Here is a 16,324-nt window from a genome sequence, read left to right as displayed (position 1 = left end):
GGTACTTACTTCCTGAAAACAAGAGCCGGTTATAATGGCTCTGTCAGCGTTCCTTCACAGATATGCAAATATCTCGCTTTACCATCTTGCTCAATTTTGAACAAGCCATTCTCAAATTCTGTGTGCAATTCATGAAAAAATTTGCCTTTGATGTAATCGTCGCCTTCCGGCTCATCGCTGAGCTGGTATGCTCCCTCATTCTTCACAAGATAAGAGATTACGCCTTCTTCATGGGTCTCTTCGAGTCCGGCGCGCATACGCTGAACTGCAACGACATGCAGATCCATCATATTCATCTTGCTGATCAGCTCATTGACGAAGTTGCGTTTGGTCAACTCCTGCCACAAGGTCTGGGCGGATTGGCCAATAATGATCTGCGTGACCTCTTTCTCTTCTGCTGCTTCAACAATAACATCCGTTGTCTTGTGGCCCCGGCGTTTGCGGACCATAAATTCTGCCCCGGCTTCTTCCGCCAGGCGCTTCCAGACAGCCATATACATTTCTTTGCTATGATTATATTCATCGCTGTCCGAACTATCCACATTAAGCACATAGAGCGGTGCCCCAAGCATCTCAGACAGCTCGACACCACGCCGGATTAGACGCTCCCCATGCGGCCCATAATGAACACATACCATAATCTTTTCCTTGTGAATGACTTTCGCCCTCCTGTTAACATGGGTGGAAATACAAAAGGAGCCTAATGGCGTTAGGCCCCTCTTTGTTGTTTCCAACCCTGAAATATACTTAAATTATACCTATTCCGATGCTGTTTGTAAAGTTTACGGACAAGCGCACGTTTAGCACAGGCTTGCGGCTGTGAATACCAGCACCCTTCCGTCTGTATTCAGAAGCTGGACACCGTTGTCCAGCTCTGCCAGCGGCTGGTCCCAGTGAACATGCCCGCTGCAAACCAGTACCTCCGGCCCGGCTTCCAGCCGCTCGCGGATGCCTGCATGTCCCGGTAGCTCTGCTCCAGGAAGGTCAGGGCTCTGGTGCAGCAGCAGCAGAGCGGGTCCGCGTTGCAGCAGCCACTCCAGTCTCTCCAGATACTCCTTCTCCGGCGTGCGGTTCGGCCGGCCTGTTCTTCCCGTGACGCCTCCAAGTCCAGCGATAAGCATATTCTCATGGTGCAGGACCGCCGGTTCGGTGAACAGATGCATTCCCGGTGTGGAGGCAAGCTCAGCTTCGCCTTCTGAAGTCAGAAGATCGTGGTTGCCGTTCACGCCGAATACCGTACCGAATCTGCGGCGGAAGGCCCGCCATACCGGCAGCGGATCACCGCTAGAACCTCTTACTGCAGTGTCTCCATATAGATCGCCGCATAAACAGACCAGCACCTGATCCGGGCGGACATCCGGCATATGGCGGAGAAGCAGACCTTCCAATGTGGCGGCAAGCTTCTCACCCACCAATAGATCGCTGTAATCTCCATTGTCAGACAAGGCAACTCCCTGAAGATCGGATGCGACGATCAGCACCTTCACCTCTTCCGGCAGTCCCTGCATTTCTCCCGGATATATCGGAAGCCACCATATATTATTCCCTGGCTGCCGGGCGCCGCACTGACAAAGGGGACCACCTCCAGCGGTTCTTCCGCTACCCGTAAGACTCTAAGCTGCCCGCGTTCAGCCTTACGCCGCTTCATTCAGCACCTGCACTTCTTGCTGCCCGCCATGCCTCTAGAATAGAGACCGGTGCTTTGCTGCTGGCCGAGCCGCTACCCTTATCCGTCCAGAGCGGCGGGTAATACCCGAAGACCTGATCCGGCGCAAGCTTCTGCGTCTCCTCTTCCCATCCTTCCCAGCGGAACGTTTCATAGAACAGATCCAGGTCACCTTCCGCCAGCCAGCCGATGAAGCCCGAATAGGTTAATTCCGTCGTCTCCCATTCTAGCGCATCGGGGGCATAATAATAGATATGCCCGCTCTGTCCGAACCGCCCGGTATCCAGGCCGAAGAAGCCTCCAGCCGCATCATATGCTACAATTAGCACACCCGGCAGCGGGACTGTGTCCTCTGCATCACCCAGACCGTTCCAGGAAGCAAGACTGCCGCAGACCCCTTCTGCTCCAGCGCCAAGCAAGGTAATCCAGCCATGCTCGAAGATAATACCTCCGGCTTCATAGGCAATGGCTCCCAGATAAGACCTCGTACTTACCTGCAGACGGACGAGCGTCAGCGCGGCTGCCTTCGGCTCTGCGGCCTCCAGCCGGTAGGTTCGCGGCCCTTGGCTCAGCAGCTCCCTGATCTCTTCCCAGGCATGATTCTCCACATCTACTAATTCTGCTACACATAATAAGTGCATATGCTTCCGCCTCTCTCTCAATGCTTTATGCTGTTTCCAATATTTATATATACCCTATTTAAGGGGAACTGCAATCCTGAATTGACCAGAGGTTTATTAACACTCTGCCGCATTTAGCTTGCATAGTATGTAAGGTTCATAGAATTTCTTAATGACTCTGCCAAAAATAATTGATTGGCAAATTGATGTCAGGTTTTATAGAATTCTTTTAAATTCTAATTAATACGGGATAGCCCGAATTACAATCAGACAGGGAGTGCTTGCCAAAGTGTCCATCGTTCCTACACTAACGTCAGAAGTATCAAATGAGGCTGTGCAGTACGTGCAGCGGATCTATGCAGAGGTCCAGAAGCGCGATCCGCATGAGCCGGAATTTCACCAGGCTGTCCAGGAATTCCTGGAGAGCATCACCCCCGTTCTGACCCGCCACCCGCAGTATATGAAGCACGGGATTCTCGAACGGCTGGTTGAGCCTGAGCGCAGCATTTCCTTCCGTGTCCCTTGGGTGGATGATGCCGGTAATACGCAGGTTAACCGCGGCTTCCGCATTCAATTCAACAGTGCCATCGGTCCCTACAAAGGCGGCCTGCGCTTCCATCCTTCCGTCTATCTCGGGATTATCAAGTTCCTGGGCTTCGAGCAGATTTTCAAAAACTCGCTGACCGGCCTGCCCATGGGCGGCGGCAAGGGCGGCAGCGACTTCGATCCCAAGGATAAATCGGATCAAGAGGTTATGCGCTTCACCCAGAGCTTCATGACGGAATTGTACCGTCACATTGGCCAGGATACAGATGTTCCTGCAGGAGATATCGGTGTAGGCGCGCGCGAGATCGGCTATATGTTCGGCCAATACAAACGGATTCACGGCGGGCATGCTGCCGGGGTTCTTACCGGGAAAGGGCTGCTCTATGGCGGTAGTCTTGCACGCAAAGAAGCAACCGGCTATGGCTGTGTATACTTCGTGCAGGAGATGCTGTCATCACGCGGAGCAAGCTTTAAGGACAGCAAGGTCGTCATCTCCGGTTCCGGGAATGTCTCCATCTATGCTATCGAGAAGGCTCAGCAGCTTGGGGCCCACGTGATTGCCTGCAGTGATTCGAACGGCTACATCCATGATCCGCAGGGCATCAATCTGGCTACCGTCAAAAGACTGAAGGAAACAGAACGCCTGCGCATCAGCGAATATGTGAAGGAGCACCCGCATGCCGAGTATGTTGAGGGCTGTAGCGGAATCTGGTCACTGCCTTGCGATATCGCCCTGCCGTGTGCTACGCAGAACGAGCTGGATTTGGAATCCGCCCGGACGCTGATTCTGAACGGGGTTCAGGCTATTGGCGAAGGCGCCAATATGCCGACCACCCTCCAAGCGGTGGAGCTGTTCCTGGAGAACCAGGTGCTGTTTGCTCCAGCCAAGGCAGCCAATGCCGGCGGCGTAGCCGTCTCAGGCCTAGAGATGAGCCAGAACAGCATGCGTCTGTCCTGGACCTTCGAAGAGGTGGACGAGAAGCTGCAACTCATTATGAAAAATATCTACAGCAGCACCGTTCAGGCGGCTGAGGATTATGGCGTCGCCGGTAACCTGGTTGCCGGTGCCAACATCGCCGGGTTCCTGAAGGTTGCCGATACGATGCTGGCGCAGGGTATTGTGTAACTGTTATAGACTTAATTGATACTAGAAGAGGTGTCCCTGAGCCATTTGGCTGGGGACACCTCTTTTTTAGGTTGAGGGAATAGATGGTTGGTTATACTGTGTGCTTGCTAGTCGTTAGTCTGAGCTCATGCGGTTGGACGAATGCGTACGATTGGCGACTCAGGTGCACTAATGCTCTTCATTTGCTCATATAGCTGACTTCTTGCGAATTCAGGTGCACTAATGCTCCTCATTTGCTCATATAGCTGACTTCTTGCGAATTCAGGTGCACTAATGCTCCTCATTTGCTCATATAGCTGACTTCTTGCGAATTCAGGTGCACTAATGCTCCTCATTACTCTCCTTCAGTCACACGCGGCCTCACCAAGGGGATTTATCCCTCTCAATCAGCTCTCCGGCCAGCTTTCAGCAGTTCATTTGTCAACACGCTTTCTAGTTCTGTCATTCAGCGTATAGCTAAAGCGTAGCCTTTTAAGGCAACACAGCTTTACGCATCTGCCGAACGCCCTCCCCCAAGTGGTGCCTCCATTTAACCGGAATGAGCGATTTTTTGTTTCTTTTTTTAAGGGACGGGGCGTTTCCCGCTTAAACAGCAGAGCGGGCAGATCGACCCGCGGAAATGCGGAGCGTCCACCCAAGCGCTCACATTGATTCTACTCCAAAATAAAGAGCTGCCCCTAGCCATTCCATGGCTTTGGGACAGCTCCATTCATTGTTGCCTACAGCAGCTCGCGCCGCAGTTCCTCAGCAGATCTTGGGGAGAGGTGGCCGAGCGGGATGTCGAATACAGTCTTGGCTCCAGTCTGGCCTTCCTGCTTCAGGCGCACAGCAGCACGGGCATAGGCGGCCAGGACGCTGGCGGTGAATTCCGGGTTACTGTCCAGCTTCAGCCCGAATTCAGCAATCTGCTTACTTCCGCCACCGGTCACTCCGCTGCGGATGACGAAGCCGCCATGCGGCATCCCTGAATGCTTCTCGGCAAGCTCTTCTGCCGACACAAAGTTGACCGTTGTATCATAATCGGCGAAATAGTTCGGCATCTCTACAATGGTGCGGGTAATAGCATCGCGGTCAGCTCCTGCTTCAGCCACTACGTAGCATTCCCGGCGGTGCTTCTCGCGGGTGGACAGCTGCGGGGTTTCTCCTCCGCGAATGCTGTCAATAACCTCTTGGACAGGCACGGTATATTGCACGCCTGCCTTGACACCGGGAACCCGGCGGATCGCATCCGAATGCCCTTGGCTGACTCCCGTACCCCAGAACGTATAATCCTCGCCTACCGGCAGGATGGACTGCATCAGCAGCCGGTTCATGGAGAACATGCCCGGGTCCCAGCCGGTGGAGATCACACTTACGCTGCCGCCTTCGCGGGCGGACTTGTCCACCGCAGCGAAGAAGTCGGGGATTTTGGCATGCGTGTCAAAGCTGTCCACCGTATTGAACAACCGGGCCAGCTGCGGAGTCTGCTCCGGCAGATCTGTCGCGGAACCGCCGCACAGAATCATTACATCAATTTTGCCTATGTACTGCTCGGCGGCTGAGATGTGCTCGGTGAGTGTTCCTGTGATGTCTGCCAGCTGCTGGGGGTCTCTACGGGTAAATATGGCTACCAGCTCCATATCGGCATTCTGCGCAATGGCCTGCTGTACCCCTTTGCCCAAATTTCCGTATCCGACGATCCCTACTCTAATGGTTGATGTCATGTCTGTAATATCCTCCCTTGCCGGTTAACCCGGAGATATGAATCCTTCAAAAGTTAAGTATATATACATTACACGAAATGTAAACATCAAGTTGTACAGCCGCACCGACCAGATTATTGCCCCGTTCCCAGAAAGCTATCCACAATGAATTTCAGCTGTGCTTCCAGAGAGATCGGGTCATTATAGTATGAACCTTTCTCATCAATGAAATAGACACGATTATTCTTCACAGCCGGGAGTGACTTCCATACCTTGCTGCCGTACACAACATTGGCATCCCCGTCATCCCAGCCCCAGTTGCTGGTGAATATATAGTCTCCCGCATACTCCGGCAGCAGCTCCAGCGACAGATCACCTCCGAAACCTTCCCCGTCAATCAGCGTGGTCCGGATAATCTCCGGCGCCTTCAGGCCGAGGTCCCCATACAGAATCTCACCGCCTCTTCCTCCCTTGTTGCCCCAGGCATAAATGCCCTTCGCATAGGGCTGGAGAATCGATACCGTCTGGTCCCCGACAACTTCAGTAATCTTCGGCTTCACTTCAGCGATTCTATCGTTCCACCCGTCAATCCACTGCTGCGCCTCCGCTTCCTTGCAGGTAATCTTGCCGAATTCGAGCAACAGGTCCTGCGGAGTACCCCCGCCGTATTTCAGCCGGACCACCGGAGCGATCTGGACAAGCTGCTCATACTGGGATTCTTCGATATAGTCAAAAGTCAGAATCAGATCCGGGTCCAGCTTGAGAATAGCCTCAGCATTCGGCTCCGCCCCGATATTCACGATATCATCCAGCTGACCCGCATGGAACGGATTCTTCAAGGAGTCATCCGAAGCTGCGACCGGCTTCACACCGAGCACCAGCAGATTGCCGATTGCGCTGCCTGTCAGATCAATAATCCGCTGCGGGTTTACTGGAATGCTGACCTCTCCCTTGCCGTCAGTATATACCTTCGTTGCTGCAGCCGTATTGCCTGTAGTAGAGCCCGGAGCCGCCGCTTCGCTCCCCGGATTGGACGTACTCACGGATTGAGCAGCCTTATTTCCTGCCGCACCATTATTCGCCGATGTCCCTGCACCAGCCCCCGAACATGCGCTTAGCAGCAGGGTTACGCACAATAATAAAACCGCTGTAGCCATAGATGCCGTCTTCGTTCCCCGCATCACTGGTAATCCCCCTTTTCGATGTAAATGATAATAGTTCTCACTGCTTTGGATACTATAGCACCTGGAATTATGAGCTACAAGGGCAGTTATCGGATCAACAACAGGCGATTCTTGCACAAGCAGCTTGGCATCCATTCTCATTCTGAATTGTACCGGCGGGCTACCATAATACTTCTTGAAATTCCGGCTGAAGGTATGGGCATCGGGATAGCCTGTCCGTTCCGCGATCTCCTGCACGCTATATCCGCTATGCAGCAGATCATGCGCTGCCCTCTCCATGCGGATCTGTGTAAGTACACGGATAGGCCCTGCCTGCATCCGGCTCTTGAACAGCTTGCTCAGGTAGCTGACGCTGCAATCAAATTGATCAGCCAGAGTATCCAGTGTGATCTGCTCCCTGTAATGCTCCCGCATGAACCGCAGAGCCTGGGCCAGCAGGTCCGGCTGAACCGGAACAAGACCCTGCTGCTTCATCTGAGCCAGCACCTCATGCACAAACTGAAGAAACAGCGATCTCACATAGAGATGCTGCAGCGGATCTGCGGTTAACCACTCTATGTGCATCTGTCCTAGCCGGTCCAGCAGGGGATGCGCGTAAGTTGGACTGAAGCTGTATTGATGCCTGGCGGGATTCTCCTGCTCCAGCAGCTTTATCCCTCTGCCCGCTTGAGGCAGCATCAGCACTGCCTTGTACAGCACCAGGAAGTATTCGAAGGCCTCATCCGCATGCACCGCAAGAACTGCTCCTCGCCCGCCATGCACGAGCTGATTACGTCTCAAGGTAGTCTGTAGCTCATCCAGCTGTACTTGCGCCTGTCCCTGCACTGCATACAAGAATCCACTCGCAGGCAATTGGTAATACGGAAGTGCCGAGCCTGCCGGAAGTCTTCCTCTGCGGATATCCATAATCCTGACCGATGCTTGGTTCCACCACTGTATATGTTCGTTCAGCTTCATCTCTATTCCCCGCTTATCTTTATTCCGCTATATCCTTTGCCGGTTAATCACATTATAATTGATAACCATTCTCATTAATACCCCGTACTATAGCCCACGCCATAGACTAACGCCCTGCATACCATAACCTAGTCAAAGTCATATTCTTGCATGCCAATATTAGCTCAAAAGGAGCTGGAAACCAGTGAACTCAGCAACAAAGCTTACCGGACGCGTCGTCTACAAAGGTGATCCGGGTTATGAAGCAGCGCGCAAAAATTGGGACCCGCATACCGACAGATTCCCCAAAGTATTCGTGTTCGCCCAAAAGACACAGGATGTAGCCAATGCCATTAAATGGGCCAACGAGCACCGGATTCCCATCCGGCCCAGAGGCGGCAGACATGCGCTGGAGGTCAATCTGTCCCAAGTGAACGGCGGCATCGTCATTGATGTCAGTGAAATGAACAGCATTAAACTAAGCCGAAAAACCGGGACAGCCGTCGTTGGAGCCGGAAATACAGTCGGGAGAATCGCCCATACGCTGGCCCGGAAAGGGTATATGTCGCCCTTCGGGGATAGTCCAACCGTTGGAATCGGCGGCATTACACTGGGCGGCGGCATCGGCCCGCTTCAGCGTACCCTGGGGCTGGTCAGCGATAATCTGGTGGAGCTTGAAATGGTCGATGCCAAGGGCAGGATTATTATTGCGAATAAGAAAAGTAATGCCGATCTGCTCTGGGCTTCCCGCGGGGGCGGCGGAGGCAACTTCGGCGTATGCACCCGTTACAAATTCAAAGTACGTCCAGCTCCGGCCACAGCGACCGTATTCCGCATCACCTGGCCCTGGAGCCAGTTCGAGAAGGTGCTGAAGACCTGGCAGCGCTGGGCTCCCGCAGTGAATACGAGACTGGGCAGCGAATTATCCATCGGTCCCAAAAAAGGCGGAAATGTCAGCATGCTGGGACTTTTCCTGGGATCTAAGGCCGAGGCGGTCCGCCTCTTGAAGCCCATTACAAGCGTAGGAACGCCTACGATCCAAACGATCCGTTCTCTGCCTTATCCGCAGGTAGTCAGCTTTTTGCTTGCTCCCGATCCGGTACAGACCCAGCGGTTCAGCAACCAGTTCTCCAGCGGCTTCGGCAGGAAACCGTTCCCGCAGCAGGCATTCAAGCCGATGCGTGAGTTCCTGGAGAAGGTGGAGGGGAAAGACGCCGGGTTCTTTTTCCTCAACTGGGGTGGGGCCGTAAGCCGTAAATCTCCTAAAGCCACCGCCTTCTACTGGCGCAAGGCCAAATTCTATGTGGAGTGGAACAGCTCCTGGATCAAGAAAGCAGATGCCGCCAAAAACATATTCTACGTCCGCAACACCCGCCGCAAGCTTCAGCCGTTCATCGTGGGAAGCTATATCAATGTGCCTGACCAGGGCATCAAGCATCCCGGACCGGTCTATTATGGAACGAATTATGCCAGATTACGCAGAGTCAAGGCGAAATATGATCCAGGCAATGTGTTCAACAATCCGCAGAGCATCCCGCCAGCCCGCACCACAAGCTGATTTCCGCACAAAAAAGCAGGAGGGGGTTGCCGCCCCCGCCTGCCCGTTGATTCTAAATATACCGCTACCCTGGTATTGCCATTTACTTCTTAAGGGTAATCTGGAACTTCGCACCCGCCCCGCCTGCAAATACAATCTTACCCTGCTCTGGCAGCAGGACCTGATTCTTCCCGCTGACCACGGTGTGGTTCACACAGATTCCGGCTTGATCATATACCGCAAAAGAGCTGTTCGCAGGTAACTTTACGGTCATAAGCTTCCCTTGGGCTGACTTCGGCACACTGTACCACTTGGCATAGCCGCTTGCTGAGACCGTTGCGGATGACTTCGCGCCTGCATAGAGGTCTGTGACCGCTTGTTCACTAACGTACAGGCTGCCTGCTACCGCCATATACTCTATTCCATTGTCTGTATAGAAATCGATCTGCATATTGTCACGGCCTGCCATCCCGGGAATCTGCTGTTCATTTAATACCTGATTTGCGCTCAGAATCTTATGGCCGTTAATATATCCCGGTGTATTTTTGTCCAAGCTGACTGGTACAACCGGCAGCCCGTATTGATAGAGCATCGATGAATACTTCTCGGATATCGAATAATATCGGGTATTGTCCCGCTTCTCCCATGCGTCTGCAACCTCTGCAGATAAGGGATTGGGATCAAGCTTCTCAGCAGTGTATTCAGAGGTCGCCGCCTGTCCAAGCTCCGGTACACTTATATAAGAACGGGACCACATATAGGTACGCCCATTTTTCTCAACCACGAATTTTATTTTTTCCGTTCCTTCTTTATTTACAAAAGAGCCGTCGGCTGTGTACGTATACTTCTGCACAGCACTGTCCGGCACGCCGCTCGCTGCTACAGACAGTTCCCCTGCCGGAGTGATCTCTGCCTTTAACAACGCAGAGTTGCCATAGAGACCGGCATATTGAGAGACTTCCTTGGGCATAACGGCGGGTACTGGAGTCCCGAAGGATTGTTCCGGCTTCAACTGCTTAATGATTTGTTTGTCCTGAAGCACACGGAGCAGCAGTTCACTTGCCATCATTTGATCGATCAAGCTTGAACCGTCTGAAGAGATCACAGCCGCAGCCAGGTTCAATTCCGGGAGTACCACTAACGAGGAGTGATAGGACATGGTGTCTCCGCCTTTGACCAGCGCCTGGATTCCGTATTGGTTGAAGGGAAACAGTTCTACGCTGTCCCAGCCTAATCCATAAGCTAAGGAGCCGTCGCTTGACGGAGGCCACATGCCTTTTTTATACTCTGGCTGGGCCATGGCGGTTAAGGAATTCTTCGAGAGAATGCCCTTGTTCTGAGCCGTGAAAATCTGCGAGAATCGCACCAGATCTTCCGCTGTAGAGAAGATTCCGCCCGAACCGATAACCGCGTAATTCTCCTGGGGAAGCTGCCCCTCATACGTGGAAGAATAGATACCGGCCATTGCCTTCAGATCCATAGGGTCACGCGGGGTTCTGGTATGGTTCATCTCCAGAGGCTTAGTGATGTACTTGTGCAAAAATGTTGTGAAGCTCATGCCGCTGACCCGTTCGACCAGGATCTCAGCCAAGGTGAAGCCGTCGTTGCAGTAGACGGAGAAGGCTCCCGGATCTGCCTTCAGGTTCTGAGTGGCCAGTTGTTCCAGCAAATGATCGTGTGCGTACGAATCATTATCGTTATAGAGCGCCACATTCGGACCCGGTTTGCCGAGCAGGCCGGAGGAATGATTGAGCAGCATACGCGGGGTGATCTGCGTGTACCGGCTGTCCTTCATCTTGAATTCAGGAATGTAGTTCACTACGGGAGCATCCAGATCTACTTTTCCTTCATCTACAAGCTTCATCACAGCGGCGGTCAGCATCATTTTACTCGTTGAGCCTATCCCATATATAGTATTGGACGTAAGGGGACGCTTGCCGTTCAGATCGTTTTTGCCTGCCTGGCCTGAGACTACAATCTTGCCATGGTCGATTAACGCATACTGTACACTTGGAACACCATATGTCTCTGTCAGCAGTGCGGCCTTGTCCTCCGCCAGCTTCTGGGCGGCAGTGTATAGGGCAGGCTGGAGCGCCCCGGCAGCCGGTGCAGCCATAGCAGACATGGGAGCAAGCATAGTCACTACGAACGCTGCTGCCAAAGAAAATTTTGCGCTTGCTGTGCGTATGCTTGTCTTCGTGGTTCTTCTCTCTCTTAGCTTCATTGCTGCATCTACTCCTATCTTGATCTTAATGGTACAAGCCGCCTGATTCGGCGCTACAGACAGCTTAGCTTGCCATAATGTCCTCAGAGTGACGGCAAGATGAACAGAAGATGAACAGGCCAAAAAAAACATGAAACAGCGGTTCGCCCGTGAAGGGAGAACCGCTGCCATATTGTGCGTATCGGGTGTAACGGAGTTGTCAGGCTTATTGGGCTGAGTTCGCCAGGAATTCATCAATCTGACGCTGCACCTCTGCGATGATGGTATCGATACCGGCAGACTTAACCTGCTGCTGGAGCTTAGCCAGACCCGCATCTACATCCTTCACCGTTCCGTATTCCAGCGGAATGCCGTATTGCAGCATCACATTACCGACGTTGGCTACTTCTGTCTTCACCTTGCTGTTATCGAAGACGAAGGTCTCCAGCGGATAGTGATAGACTTCCTTCTCCCATTTGTCAGTCAGGGCGTTCGCTTCATCCGGGAAGGAAGCATTATCCCGGTTCAGCGGCGAGTTGAAGCCCCAGTTCGAGAAGCCGGTGTAGTTGGCATTCTTCTCGGCGTTCGTGAATTTATCTTCGCCGACCGGATTATAATGCACCGCCGTGATGCCGTTCATCATAAGATCATGCAGCTCCTTGTCGTTCTGGAGCAAATCGATCATCATCAGTGCACGTTCCGGCTGCTTGGAGGTGGAGTGAATCGCTACGCCGTTCTGCGTAGAAACAGCAACGGATTTTTTCTTATCCGGGTTAATATCGGCCAGAGCCAGCTCATACGGGGAGTTCTTCTCCCGCATATCGGTCATCAAGGCGCCAAGCGTACCCAGATTGTGGGTGATGGAGGCTGCCTTACCTGCCTTGAATTCCTGCTGATGATCCAGCTTGCTGTTCAGTGCGCTCTTTGACCAGGCGTTATTCTCGGCCAGATCTTTATAATAGTAGACAAGCTCCTTGAATTCAGGAGTCTCATATAAGTTGAACACTTTGCCAGCCGGATCATCCAGCTTGAAGCCCATCGGCAGATCGAGGTCGAACAGATTCCATTCATTCTGTTGCTTCAGCAGGATCCGGTCCAGATTATGCAGCTTCCAGTCTCCGGTCTCCGGTACGAATGGGGTCATCCCCTTCTCTTTCCCGGATATAGTCTTGAGATAGTTGGCGTACGCCTCCGGGCTGTTGATCTCCGGCAGGTTATATTTTTTGCGCAGGTCTTCGCGGTACAGAATCAGCTTCTCTACGGTTTCGCCGCGGTTCTGAGGCACCATATACAGCTTGCCGTTCACCTTCGCCTGACCCCATGCTACTTCAGGCATCGCCTTCCAGGTCATCGGTGCATATTTCTCCAGCATCTCGTTTGTCAGCTCCAGGAACCCGCCTTTGAGTGCCTGGTCGTTATAGCCTGCCCAATTGGCAGCATAGATCAGATCGAAGTCCTCGTTAGCCGCCAGCTTAAGCGGATATTTCTGCGCCCAGTCGGACCAGTCCAGGAACTCGGCTTCCAGTGTGGCGTTGATTTTCTCCTTCAGCTTCTTATTGATCTCTCCGAATACCTGATCATAATCAACCGGCTTCGGACCTACGAAGATCATCTTCAGGGTAACAGGCTGGGATGTATCCACTGCACCCGCATCCTTGGCTGGCTGTGCGTTTGTTCCTGCAGCTTCCGTTGCTGCGGCTGAGGCCTTCGGCTCCGCTGCGTTTCCACCGGCATTGCCGTTACCGCCTCCGCACGCGCTAAGCAGAGAGATCATCAGGATACTGGACATCAGTGTCATTGCTTTTTTCTTATTCACTAGAATTTCCCCCCAGCTATATGTGTGTAATCGCTTACAAGAACAGTATAATAAAAAATCCGCGCCCCGCTAATATAGGCGATCAACGATTATACATACTTTTGCAACGACTTTTAGGGCGGGATAACATAATATGCTAACCCTGAAAAAAAGACGGCACCGTCTGACCAGCCGGGTGAGGCTGATTCAGACAGTGCCGCCCCTAAGGCAACACAGATGATAGTAATCTTCTGCTTATTTCTCCAGGAATCCGGTGGATGGATTGGTGATGAAGAAGCCTTCCTGCGGTACATAGAAATACTGAATCCAGACACCGTCGAGCAGCGGTTCGCGGGTATCCAGCAGAATCTCGATATCCTTATCTGTAGCCACCACTTCATCGTGCTCAGTAGGTGTATCAAGTGCTACATCATAGTGTCCGTGATCTCCATGATTCTGAGTAATGACCACACGGATTTTCTTGCCTTCCGCTTCCGGGCTGTTCAGCATATCTTTTAGAACTTTAGCTGCATTGCGGTTAATTTTTACTTTCATCCTTTGGCGACCTCTATTCTGCTTAGTAGTATGAAATCAGAAATTCATTATAACATATTATAAGGTGCTATAGATAATTAAGTGGTTATTCAAGTAAGGATACTACACATCACCACCTCAGCTCATAGTCTACCGCAAGCAGCTCAAATTGATTCCGCGTGAACCGGATCAGCCCGTCCCGCGCCATCCGCTGCAGCTCCCGGGATAAGGCGCTTCTATCCACCGTCAGATAATCCGCCAGGTCACTTCTGCTGAACGGGATCTCGAAGGCGGGCGAATTGTTTTTGCGGGCCTGAATACTCAGATAGTGAATGATCCGCTCCCGCAGCGATTTGTGCGAGACCAGATCAAGCTTCTGATACATCGAGCGGTTATTCTCCAGCAGTAGTGCCAGCATATTCTCAATAATCCGGCCGCGAAGAATGCAGGTCGTTTGCCCCGGACGGATAATATTGTTCATCCGGATGAACAGAATCCGGCATTCCGACCCGGCTATCGCTTCATAGCCGCTGGGCTCCTGCTCCTGACGAAGCGCTGTCTCCCCGATAATCTCCCCGTCCGCAAGCTCTGAGAAGATGAAGCGCGCGCCGGAGCTGTTCTCCTTGCAGAGCAGGACATTTCCCTCCAGAATGATGCCCGCCGCCTCCAGGTATTCCTCTTGCTTGAAGATGAAATCCTTCCTGGCGAAATCCTTAATCGTCCCCTGCAGACAACCGAGGGCCTGCTGCACTTCGCTGCCCCGGAATCCTTTGAACAGGACTGTATTTTGAATTTTGTTCATATATTGCTGCAAATTTATCCGCCTCCTGTTGCCATGGCAACAGAGTCATCTTAGAAACTCTGCTACAATTCAATAAATGAGAACGATTCTCATCTTTTCTCTCATTATAGCAAAAGTTACGCATCAAGCAATATACAGGAGGACATTATGAGTGAAATCAAGGAAGGAATGGTAGTTCATTTCAATCACATGATCAGCATCCGGCCCTATCAGATTTCCAGCAGAACACTTCACTTCCCTGAAGGAGCTGCCACCTCTGCGGAAGCCCCGGATTGGGTGCTGTACGGCATGGACACCGGCGAATCCATCAGCTCGGAGACCTCGCCCAAATCCAAGATCATTCACGTTCTGGAGGGGGAGCTGCATATGCTTATCGCTGACCACTCCTGTGTATTAACCGCCGGAGCAGCAGTCGTCGTGCTGGCTGGCACCTGGCATGAGTTCAATGCACAGAGCAGCTGCAAATTCCTGCAAATTAGCATTTAACCTGGAGGTAACCGTATGGAACAAGAACAAGAGCAATTTATTAAAAGACTCCCGCAAGCGGAAGTCATGGATCTGCGCAAAATCATCACTGTCGAGCAGGAGCAGGTATCCAGCCTGACCTTGGTCCAGCGCCAAAACCTTGCCATGACACTGATCTCTGTAGATACAGGTTCATCGATCGGCGGACATTCCTCTCCCGGCGATGCCATGGTCAACATTCTGTCAGGCGAAGCACGGATCACGATTGACGACAAGCCCTATTCAGTGCGCGCTGGGGAGACCCTTATTTTACCCGCCAATATTCCCCATGCATTATATGCAACAGAAGCATTCCAAATGCTGTTGATCGTCGTGAAGCCTGAGAAGAAGGGATTGAGGCATGTTGAAAAAGGAAGTCGGTCATAATTTCCTCGCCAAGCTCGGTAAAAAGCGGCTTCGTCCCGGCGGTGTCGCTGCTACGAACTGGTTAATCCGGCACGCGAAGCTAAGTAAGGACAGCCGGGTACTGGAAGTAGCCTGTAACATGTGCACTACCTCTATCCAGCTTGCGCGGGAGTACCAGTGCCAGATTACCGGAATTGATATGGACCCCAGGGCGCTTGCGAAGGCGGAGCAGAACATCAGAGACGCGAAGCTGGAGGGGTATATTAGCGTCAGACAAGCGAATGCGATGAAGCTCCCTTTTGAAGATAACAGCTTCGATGTTGTCATTAATGAAGCCATGCTGACGATGTTGAACCAGACGGCGAAGCAAAAAGCGGTAGCTGAATACTTCCGTGTCCTGAAGCCGGGCGGCGTGCTGCTTACGCATGACATCACTTTTGCAAAGGAGAATATGGCGGAGGAGCTGGCAGAGCTGCGGAAGACTATTCATGTGAACGTAGAACCGCTGCCTGTAGCAGACTGGGAGGGGCTGTTCAACACGACCGGCTTCAAGCAGGTTGAGCATGCAACCGGAACGATGTCGCTGATGAGCATTAAGGGGATGATCCGGGATGAAGGGGTGGCCGGTACGCTGCGTATTTTCAAGAATGCTCTCAAAAAGGAAAACCGCGCGCAGTTCAAGAAAATGTATACCTTCTTCAACACCGCAGGCAAGGATCTGAATTATATCGCAGTATGCAGCAGCAAAAATGATTAACACAAGAAGCTGTCCCAATCAGCCCTATTGCACGGCATGCGGGACAGCTTCTCGTATGTGTACATC

General features: G+C 52.4%; 14 protein-coding genes. 5 read left to right on the top strand and 9 right to left on the bottom strand.

Features of this window, described 5'->3' with window-relative positions; all coding sequences use genetic code 11:
• Positions 1–29: 29 nt before the first annotated feature.
• The 3 genes from NYE24_RS01845 to NYE24_RS01835 all read right to left on the bottom strand — a co-directional run bounded on the left by NYE24_RS01845 (position 30) and on the right by NYE24_RS01835 (position 2,307).
• The gene (locus tag NYE24_RS01845; RefSeq protein WP_342477889.1) at positions 30–638 is read right to left on the bottom strand and encodes a universal stress protein; all 609 of its coding nucleotides are present in this window, start codon (positions 636–638) and stop codon (positions 30–32) included.
• A gap of 162 nt (positions 639–800) precedes the next feature.
• Positions 801–1,508 carry a metallophosphoesterase gene (locus NYE24_RS01840; protein WP_342477888.1) on the bottom strand — a complete coding sequence of 236 codons (708 nt, stop codon included), beginning with the start codon at positions 1,506–1,508 and terminating at the stop codon, positions 801–803.
• Positions 1,509–1,644: 136 nt separating this feature from the next.
• Positions 1,645–2,307, bottom strand: a complete 663-nt coding sequence (locus tag NYE24_RS01835; RefSeq protein ID WP_342477887.1) for a DUF2625 family protein — start codon at positions 2,305–2,307, stop codon at positions 1,645–1,647.
• Between the two features lie 274 nt (positions 2,308–2,581).
• Here NYE24_RS01835 and gdhA point away from each other — a divergent pair, with 274 nt between their 5' ends.
• On the top strand, positions 2,582–3,958 hold the full coding sequence (gene gdhA, locus NYE24_RS01830; protein ID WP_036694548.1) for an NADP-specific glutamate dehydrogenase: 1,377 nt from the start codon (positions 2,582–2,584) through the stop codon (positions 3,956–3,958).
• A gap of 719 nt (positions 3,959–4,677) precedes the next feature.
• On the opposite strand, the gene NYE24_RS01825 is transcribed toward gdhA, so the two are convergent.
• Both NYE24_RS01825 and NYE24_RS01820 read right to left on the bottom strand, forming a co-directional pair.
• Positions 4,678–5,661 (bottom strand): diaminopimelate dehydrogenase, encoded by a 984-nt coding sequence (locus tag NYE24_RS01825; protein WP_076154054.1) that lies wholly within the window; start codon positions 5,659–5,661, stop codon positions 4,678–4,680.
• 113 nt (positions 5,662–5,774) lie between these two features.
• Positions 5,775–7,781, bottom strand: coding sequence for an AraC family transcriptional regulator (locus NYE24_RS01820; RefSeq protein ID WP_342477886.1), 2,007 nt, complete (start codon positions 7,779–7,781; stop codon positions 5,775–5,777).
• 184 nt (positions 7,782–7,965) lie between these two features.
• Between NYE24_RS01820 and NYE24_RS01815 the strand changes: the two genes are divergently transcribed.
• The gene (locus tag NYE24_RS01815) at positions 7,966–9,318 is read left to right on the top strand and encodes an FAD-binding oxidoreductase (protein WP_341024849.1); all 1,353 of its coding nucleotides are present in this window, start codon (positions 7,966–7,968) and stop codon (positions 9,316–9,318) included.
• 82 nt (positions 9,319–9,400) lie between these two features.
• Here the strand turns inward: NYE24_RS01815 and NYE24_RS01810 are convergent, their stop codons facing one another.
• From NYE24_RS01810 to NYE24_RS01795, 4 genes are all read right to left on the bottom strand, one after another.
• Positions 9,401–11,521, bottom strand: coding sequence for a serine hydrolase domain-containing protein (locus NYE24_RS01810; protein WP_342477885.1), 2,121 nt, complete (start codon positions 11,519–11,521; stop codon positions 9,401–9,403).
• A 205-nt stretch (positions 11,522–11,726) separates the two neighbouring features.
• Positions 11,727–13,316, bottom strand: a complete 1,590-nt coding sequence (locus NYE24_RS01805) for an ABC transporter substrate-binding protein (protein ID WP_327196379.1) — start codon at positions 13,314–13,316, stop codon at positions 11,727–11,729.
• 234 nt (positions 13,317–13,550) lie between these two features.
• Positions 13,551–13,850, bottom strand: a complete 300-nt coding sequence (locus NYE24_RS01800; protein WP_036729071.1) for a heme biosynthesis protein HemY — start codon at positions 13,848–13,850, stop codon at positions 13,551–13,553.
• Between the two features lie 109 nt (positions 13,851–13,959).
• Positions 13,960–14,631, bottom strand: coding sequence for a Crp/Fnr family transcriptional regulator (locus NYE24_RS01795; RefSeq protein ID WP_342477884.1), 672 nt, complete (start codon positions 14,629–14,631; stop codon positions 13,960–13,962).
• 147 nt (positions 14,632–14,778) lie between these two features.
• Here NYE24_RS01795 and NYE24_RS01790 point away from each other — a divergent pair, with 147 nt between their 5' ends.
• The 3 genes from NYE24_RS01790 to NYE24_RS01780 are packed head-to-tail and all read left to right on the top strand — an operon-like array spanning position 14,779 to position 16,258.
• A complete protein-coding gene (locus NYE24_RS01790; protein ID WP_036694337.1) occupies positions 14,779–15,117 on the top strand; it encodes a cupin domain-containing protein in 339 nt (112 codons plus the stop codon).
• Positions 15,118–15,132: 15 nt separating this feature from the next.
• Entirely contained in the window at positions 15,133–15,522 is a 390-nt protein-coding gene (locus NYE24_RS01785) for a cupin domain-containing protein (RefSeq protein ID WP_076154057.1), read from the top strand.
• Positions 15,497–16,258 (top strand): class I SAM-dependent methyltransferase, encoded by a 762-nt coding sequence (locus NYE24_RS01780; protein WP_036694338.1) that lies wholly within the window; start codon positions 15,497–15,499, stop codon positions 16,256–16,258. The genes NYE24_RS01785 and NYE24_RS01780 overlap by 26 nt, the downstream gene beginning before the upstream one ends.
• The last annotated feature ends 66 nt before the right edge of the window (positions 16,259–16,324 follow it).

This window comes from Paenibacillus sp. FSL H7-0350 (assembly GCF_038593195.1).
In the GTDB taxonomy this organism is placed as follows: Bacteria; Bacillota; Bacilli; order Paenibacillales; family Paenibacillaceae; genus Paenibacillus_AQ.
The sequence above is the reverse complement of the archived record's forward strand: the minus strand, read 5'-3'. Positions and strand labels throughout refer to the sequence as shown.

Bases quoted from the DNA above. Each gene is read 5' to 3' on its own strand.
- NYE24_RS01845 (WP_342477889.1), bottom strand. From the start codon at position 638: ATGGTATGTGTTCATTATGGGCCGCATGGGGAGCGTCTAATCCGGCGT.
- NYE24_RS01840 (WP_342477888.1), bottom strand. From the start codon at position 1,508: ATGCAGGGACTGCCGGAAGAGGTGAAGGTGCTGATCGTCGCATCCGAT.
- NYE24_RS01835 (WP_342477887.1), bottom strand. From the start codon at position 2,307: ATGCACTTATTATGTGTAGCAGAATTAGTAGATGTGGAGAATCATGCC.
- NYE24_RS01825 (WP_076154054.1), bottom strand. From the start codon at position 5,661: ATGACATCAACCATTAGAGTAGGGATCGTCGGATACGGAAATTTGGGC.
- NYE24_RS01820 (WP_342477886.1), bottom strand. From the start codon at position 7,781: ATGAAGCTGAACGAACATATACAGTGGTGGAACCAAGCATCGGTCAGG.
- NYE24_RS01810 (WP_342477885.1), bottom strand. From the start codon at position 11,521: ATGAAGCTAAGAGAGAGAAGAACCACGAAGACAAGCATACGCACAGCA.
- NYE24_RS01800 (WP_036729071.1), bottom strand. From the start codon at position 13,850: ATGAAAGTAAAAATTAACCGCAATGCAGCTAAAGTTCTAAAAGATATG.
- NYE24_RS01795 (WP_342477884.1), bottom strand. From the start codon at position 14,631: ATGAACAAAATTCAAAATACAGTCCTGTTCAAAGGATTCCGGGGCAGC.
- NYE24_RS01790 (WP_036694337.1), top strand. From the start codon at position 14,779: ATGAGTGAAATCAAGGAAGGAATGGTAGTTCATTTCAATCACATGATC.
- NYE24_RS01785 (WP_076154057.1), top strand. From the start codon at position 15,133: ATGGAACAAGAACAAGAGCAATTTATTAAAAGACTCCCGCAAGCGGAA.
- NYE24_RS01780 (WP_036694338.1), top strand. From the start codon at position 15,497: ATGTTGAAAAAGGAAGTCGGTCATAATTTCCTCGCCAAGCTCGGTAAA.